This is a genomic window from Streptococcus sp. (assembly GCF_041802885.1).
GTDB lineage: Bacteria > Bacillota > Bacilli > Lactobacillales > Streptococcaceae > Streptococcus.
The window spans coordinates 1-6,300 of sequence record NZ_JBHCHN010000009.1 but is presented as its reverse complement, the minus strand read 5'-3'; the positions used below and the strand labels follow the sequence as shown (position 1 = coordinate 6,300).

Annotated in this window: 7 protein-coding genes; 2 read left to right on the top strand and 5 right to left on the bottom strand. The window is 39.2% G+C overall.

The window, feature by feature from the left end; all coding sequences use genetic code 11:
• Positions 1 to 155: 155 nt before the first annotated feature.
• The 5 genes from rhaD to ACEYCN_RS01150 all read right to left on the bottom strand — a co-directional run bounded on the left by rhaD (position 156) and on the right by ACEYCN_RS01150 (position 4,217).
• Positions 156 to 968 carry a rhamnulose-1-phosphate aldolase gene (gene rhaD / locus ACEYCN_RS01170; RefSeq protein WP_373712477.1) on the bottom strand — a complete coding sequence of 271 codons (813 nt, stop codon included), beginning with the start codon at positions 966 to 968 and terminating at the stop codon, positions 156 to 158.
• 68 nt (positions 969 to 1,036) lie between these two features.
• Complete coding sequence (locus tag ACEYCN_RS01165) at positions 1,037 to 1,789, bottom strand: class II aldolase/adducin family protein (protein ID WP_373712476.1); 753 nt, start codon at positions 1,787 to 1,789, stop codon at positions 1,037 to 1,039.
• Between the two features lie 230 nt (positions 1,790 to 2,019).
• A complete protein-coding gene (locus ACEYCN_RS01160) occupies positions 2,020 to 3,372 on the bottom strand; it encodes a PTS galactitol transporter subunit IIC (protein WP_373712475.1) in 1,353 nt (450 codons plus the stop codon).
• Between the two features lie 61 nt (positions 3,373 to 3,433).
• A complete protein-coding gene (locus tag ACEYCN_RS01155) occupies positions 3,434 to 3,736 on the bottom strand; it encodes a PTS sugar transporter subunit IIB (RefSeq protein WP_373712474.1) in 303 nt (100 codons plus the stop codon).
• A gap of 25 nt (positions 3,737 to 3,761) precedes the next feature.
• Positions 3,762 to 4,217 (bottom strand): PTS sugar transporter subunit IIA, encoded by a 456-nt coding sequence (locus ACEYCN_RS01150; RefSeq protein WP_373712473.1) that lies wholly within the window; start codon positions 4,215 to 4,217, stop codon positions 3,762 to 3,764.
• Positions 4,218 to 4,438: 221 nt separating this feature from the next.
• Here ACEYCN_RS01150 and ACEYCN_RS01145 point away from each other — a divergent pair, with 221 nt between their 5' ends.
• Together ACEYCN_RS01145 and ACEYCN_RS01140 are read left to right on the top strand one after the other, a co-directional pair.
• Complete coding sequence (locus ACEYCN_RS01145) at positions 4,439 to 5,182, top strand: DeoR/GlpR family DNA-binding transcription regulator (RefSeq protein ID WP_373712472.1); 744 nt, start codon at positions 4,439 to 4,441, stop codon at positions 5,180 to 5,182.
• Positions 5,183 to 5,205: 23 nt separating this feature from the next.
• A complete protein-coding gene (locus tag ACEYCN_RS01140) occupies positions 5,206 to 6,153 on the top strand; it encodes a 1-phosphofructokinase family hexose kinase (protein WP_373712471.1) in 948 nt (315 codons plus the stop codon).
• Positions 6,154 to 6,300 lie beyond the last annotated feature (147 nt).

Sequence of the window (6,300 nt, the reverse complement as noted above, 5' to 3'; positions counted from 1 at the left end):
GCTTTGACAAGGACTTGATAGACTGACCACTTTGACGTAGTTCATAGATCTTGATTTTATCTTCATAGCTCAATTTCATAAAAATAACACCCCAAAAGTTAGATTTTTTTCTGTCTAACTTTTGGGGTGCGGTTCATTTTGAGCTTCTTTTGTATTTATTCCGAAATATCCAAAAAGCCTTCCCTAGGTTGAACTTTCAAAACTTGGCAGACAGCATACAAATCATTATCACTCAAACCTTCATATTGTCTACTTGTTCTGGTCTTCAAGTGAATCATAGCTGCCTTGTCCACTGTCTCAATCAAACCAAAACAATCTTGAAAATCTTTTCCAGTGGCTAAAATTCCATGGAAGGCCCAAACAACAAGACGGCATTCTTTTAATTTTTCAACGGTATGTTGAGCAATGGCTAGTGTGCCCGGCAACTCCCAGGGGAGAATGCCAACGCCATCTGGAAAGACTACGATGCTCTCTGTCAATACGCGCCATAAAGGTAGGGTATAAGACTTATCATTATGCTCGGATATCAGGGAATAGGCCGTCGCGTTGGGAGCGTGATTATGGACTACTACTCGATGGTTGAGATCAACAGCAAGTCTTTGTGCATGCGCTAAGAGGTGCATATATAATTCACTGGTTGGTCGGCGATTTTCTGAAAATCCCCAGACAATATCATAACCTTTTTCTGTTACTCTGATAACACCCATATCTCGTTTGATATGGTCTCGTAGATTTCGGAAATGACTGCCAGAGGTTGTAATCAGGATATATTTCCCTACCATGTCAAAAGGAATATCCTCTACTATCACCTGTTTTATCGGCTCATCCCTTGGCAGTTGCTCAAGATCTTCATCACTCAAAATACAGCTAACATTGCCACCATTGTATTCATCCCAACCCTTGCTCCACATGTCGTAAGTTAAGGTAGTCAGTTCTTTTACAACCGATGATTGTTCAAATAATACCATAACATTTCCTTTCACTTTTTGAAGAATGGTAAAAAGGAGGATAGGTACCTATCCTCCTCCCATTTTATTTATTCATAACCTTCATCTTGCTTTTCTTGATTCCAGATAGGGTGATGGTTAATAAGATCATCAATATTTCCAACCTTACGGCCTTTTGAATAGTAGCCATCCAGAATACCCAGCTTTTGGAAAATAGTTTGCTTATATGCAATCTCTGCGTTCCATTCCACTGTATCAATGATTTGAAGAGCCTTATTTAGAGCCTCCTCACCATCAGCTCCAGGTGTCAAGACTAGGATACCATGACTATCAAGCAGATACTCTTTTGGTAATTTTTTCCCCGCCGAAAGTAGCTCCTGACGAACAATTTCCGCCAACTCTGGAGTTGTATTTGGCGCAAAGTCCAAAACTTTGATGTGCTCCACCTTTTGTGTTGCTTCAGACAAGTTGGGCATATCCAGGTGACTAGTGGCCCAAAACATAGCGTTCGGCGCATGGGCATGGAATACACATTTTATGTCCGGATTTGTTTCATAGCAAGCAAAGTGCAGGTTAATCTCTCGAGTTGGTTTTCCTTCGCCAGCTATCTTTTCCCTGGTTTCCAAGTCAATCACCAAGACCTGAGCTGCACTAACTTTACCATGATAGGTCTCTGACATCATGGAGGGTGTCATGATAATGAATTCTTTACCAGTTGCATCAGTCGTTTTAAAGGAGAAGTTTCCCCCAGCTGTATTGGTATTTTTTCTATAAAAGGTCAATTCGATGGCTTCAGCCATAGCCCGCCTTTCCTGTTCAAAAAGTATTTTTCCACTTGTCATTTAGTCTCCCCCCCTTTTTCTTTCCTTCTCGCAGCGCCTGATATATGACGTCAGCTGTCTTTCTCTTTTCTCGTTGTTGCTCATCATACTCTTTGAATAAGCTTGTATACCCATAGCGGTAGACGACAAAACTGATTCCAATTGCTATGATATTGAATACATAATTTCTACTATTTAACCCTAATAAGAAGAATATGAGTGCTATCAACAAGAGTATCAACCACAAACTTTTATTCACTTTCATAGCGTTTTGACGGAACTTCTTGTGTCATCATTGTCTTGTAGAGCCATACAAAAAGTAACAAGAAGACTACCGCCCCTCCAATTGCTAAGAAATTACCATTAAAGGTTTCTGCAAAAAGAATGCGTAATTCAGGTGCTTCCAAAGTGGACCATGTAATTAGATTGCCAGGCTCAACATTTACTGATTTAGTTGCATTGGCCAACCCGGTCAGGATTGGTGCAAAATATGTGGCACTGTAAAGGTAGAGTGGCAGATAGATCAAACCTAAAATCATCATCCGTGCTAAGTTACCACCCGTAAGCAAGAGTCCTCCAACAGCAATGGAATAGTTGAGAACACCTGCAATCGGCAAAACAGTATTTCCTGGAAGAATCAAAGAATATCCAATGAAGAATGGGACCATCAAAATCAACGTTACCCAAACTTCAGAGCGGCCAGCCAGTAGTGGCCAGTCCATACCAATGTAAACTTCACGGTCATTAAAGCGTTTCTTCATAAATTCACTCATAGAGTCCGCTAATGGTGACAGAGATTGCATGAAGAGCTTGCTGACCATTGGAAAGAGAGCCATGGCTGTCGCAACTTGGATACCTAGGTTGAGGGAAGCTGACACAGAGTATGCCCCCGCAAAGCCGAGTAAGATACCAATGATAAAGCCCATAACGGAGTTCTCAGAGAAAATCCCCAGTTTCTTACGCAGAGCATTCGTATCTGCTTTTTTGTTGAGGAATGGGATCTTATCCATGACTTTATTAACTGGCAACATAAAGACCGCTGAAAGGTTCATACAGTGGGTAACAGTCACCATTGGAATACCAGTCAAATCTTCGATATGTTTTTGAAACATATCTCCTAGTTTCAACTCGAGGACGACTTGAAGGGCTGCTACGAGAAAGCCTGCCCAGAGGTGTCCACTTACATAATAGACAAGGTAGCCTGTCAGAGCTTTCCCCCAAACGTTCCACATATCTACGTTGAGGGTCTTGGTCCAATTAAGTGTCAACATGATAATATTGATGATAATTTGAACAGCGAAGAAGGTAAAGGCATAACCCCAGGACCAAACAATGCTGGCTGCCCCAGTCCACCCTAAATCCAATGCTGGAAGGGAGATACCTGTATTTAAGGCCAACGCCTCCGAAGCCGGAGATACAGCGTTTGACATAAAACCAATAATCATCCCCATACCTGTAAATGCTACACCCAAGGTAATCGCAGAGATAAAAGCTTTTTTAACATTCATCCCCACCAATAAACCTAGAACAAAAATGATTAGTGGCACAAAAATGGCGGATCCCAAATCCAAAATCCACTGGATGACATTTTGAAAAATTTCCATAATTTTTCTCCTTTATTAAGATACTTAGCCTTTTGAGAAGTATTTAACATTGGCTAACCTTTTATTTATTTGTTGACTCCACAATTTGGTCATAGACACTATCTACTCCCATCCCGGTCAGGAAAGGAACACCTGGAAAAACATCTACATCCAATCGAGCTGCTTCATCCAGCACTTCTTGTTCTGGCATCGCTATATAAACATAGATACTTGCTTGAGGCAATTCACTCAGAATCGATTTGTAATCCACCGCTTCAACGGGATAATTAATTCCATCATCTTCAAAGCGAGTTTTGATTTTTTCAGCAATTGTGGTACTTGTTGCCACACCACTACCACATGCTACAATAAGTTTTCTTGCCATTATTTGGCCTCCTTTAATATATTTTTTATAAATGACTGCTTAAGAGTTGATACATGGCTACCTCATCATCGATTTGGGCAAAATGAGTTACAAAATCTTCCTTCGAAAACAAATCCATCAGCTTAGCTAGCAAACCTACTTGGCTTTTTGGATCCTTAATTCCAAGAAAGAGAAAGTGTCGACACGGAGTTTCAGAATTATCTCCCATTTGTAACATCGTAATTTGCTGACTATTTCTCACTACAAAGATGAATGGATGATTGATAACTTCCGGATCCGTATGCGGTAAGGCAATATTCAGATACCTAGTTTGCAAACCCGTAGGAAATTGTCTCTCCCTTTCTATCAACGATTCGAGATAAGTCTCTGTTACATATCCTTTTAATAAAAGGATTTTGCTCACAGATTGAAATAAGTTCAATTGGTTTGTCTCCTGGAAATCCAAACCAATTAAATCCGGTTGTAACATTGTTTTGTACATACTACAACTCCTTTGGCAAAAAATGTTAATTTGTGTTAACTTTTTGTTATGTTTTTGTTATAATATGATTATAAATGTTATTTTTTAATTTGTCAACGCTTTCTTTGTTATTTTTTGTTATATTTTGTTTGTGTTTTTGTTAATTTTCGTTTTGTAGGTCTATTTTCTGATAATATGTTATCATGGTAGTGTAATCTAAGTATGTTGAAAGGAATGATTGTGTGTTGAAAATCAATCGAAAAAACAAAATCTTACAAATGCTTCAACAATCCGATGTGTTGACCTACCAAGAACTTGCTGAGGCCCTAAATGTTTCTACGATGACAGTTCGTCGAGATGTCGCTGAGTTAAGCAAGGAGAATGCTATCATTAAGGAACACGGAGGCGTAAGAAGGGTCACTTTCAAGGTTAAAACAACTGATGAAAAACGTCTTCTATTCCCAGAAGAAAAAGACTATATTGCCCAACTTGCTGCTGATTTAATCGCGCCCAAAAGTGTGATTTATCTTGGGGCTGGAACAACCATTTTAGCTCTGGCCAAACATCTAAAAAACGATCATAAGCACATCATTACAAATAGTCTATTTACTTTTAATTGGCTAGTTGAGCATCATTTTGAAAATGTATTGCTAACAGGTGGAGAATTTGTTGCAAAATCAGAAGAATTTCATGGGGAGCATGCTGAAAGGCTGGTCAAAGATTTCTCAATTGACTATGCTTTTCTCGCGACCAATGGGATGATTGATGATAATTTGACAACTTTTTCTCCTTTTAGCGGGCGACTTCAATCATTAGCTATCAACCAAGCAAAAAATGTCTATTTGTTGGCAGACCATTCAAAATTTGGAGTCAGCGATTCCTATATTTTTGGAAAAGCCAGCCAACTTGATGCAATTATTTCGGATTCAAAATTAGATACGGAAACCAAGAAGCACTATCAGCAGTTTACCGATGTTATCAACTAACTTAAAGAGAAAGGTATCTGTCCATGGTTCTAATTATTACTTTAAACCCTTCCGTTGACTTGCTGTACTTTGAACCTACATTCAGACTTGGTGTTCATAATCGTTTTCAAAATTCAACCATTATGTCAGCCGGAAAAGGGATTAATTGTTCACGCGCACTCTCTTATTTGGGAGAAAAGGCGACTTCTTTATCTCTTGTCGGTGGATTATCAGGTGAATTTTTCAAAAAACACTTGGAAAATGAACATTTTGAGTCACTGTATATCCCCATCCAAGCAGAGACACGACACTCCATCACCATCATGCATGACGATAATGTCCATACTGAAATTGTTGAAGCTGGTCCAAAAGTTTATCCTGAAATGAAGGAAGCAATATTTGACAGAATTTTGCAAATCGTGACAGAAAAAAAAATAGAGATTATCTCTCTAAATGGCTCTGTAAATTCTGATGACGAGTATTTCTATAACGACCTTGTCTATTTTCTGCGAAAAAACACTGCCCCAGAAACAAAAATATTAGCCGATTTTTCAAGAAATGCCTTACAGCAAATCGTTCATAATGCCACTTCCTATCCAGATTTTATAAAACCCAATTTAGAAGAATTTTGCCAGTTAACAGGTCTACCGTTCAACAATAAACAAGAAGTATTGGATTATGTAAAAGAAAATCCTCTCCCTATTCCGTATACTCTAGTTTCATGTGGTGCAGAGGGTGCCATTGCTCAATTCAGTGGTCAGTTGTATGATGTAGCAGCCCCTACCATTGACCTTGTCAATCCAACAGGTTCAGGTGATGCTACGGTGGCTGGCGCAATTTATGCTTTCAAGCACCATTTGTCCGACGAGGAGGTGATTCGGTTTGCCATAGCCAGCGGGACTGCCAATGCCATGGAGAATGGTGTTGGCATTGCACGCCGTGAGATTGTGAATCAATTGTTAGACCAAGTCTTGATTGAAAAAATAGAGTAAAAGAAGCCCTTATGAACCGCACCCCAAAAGTTAGACAGAAAAAAATCTAACTTTTGGGGTGTTATTTTTATGAAATTGAGTTATGAAGATAAAATCAAGATCTATGAACTACGTCAAAGTGGTCAGTCTATCAAGTCCTTGTCAAAG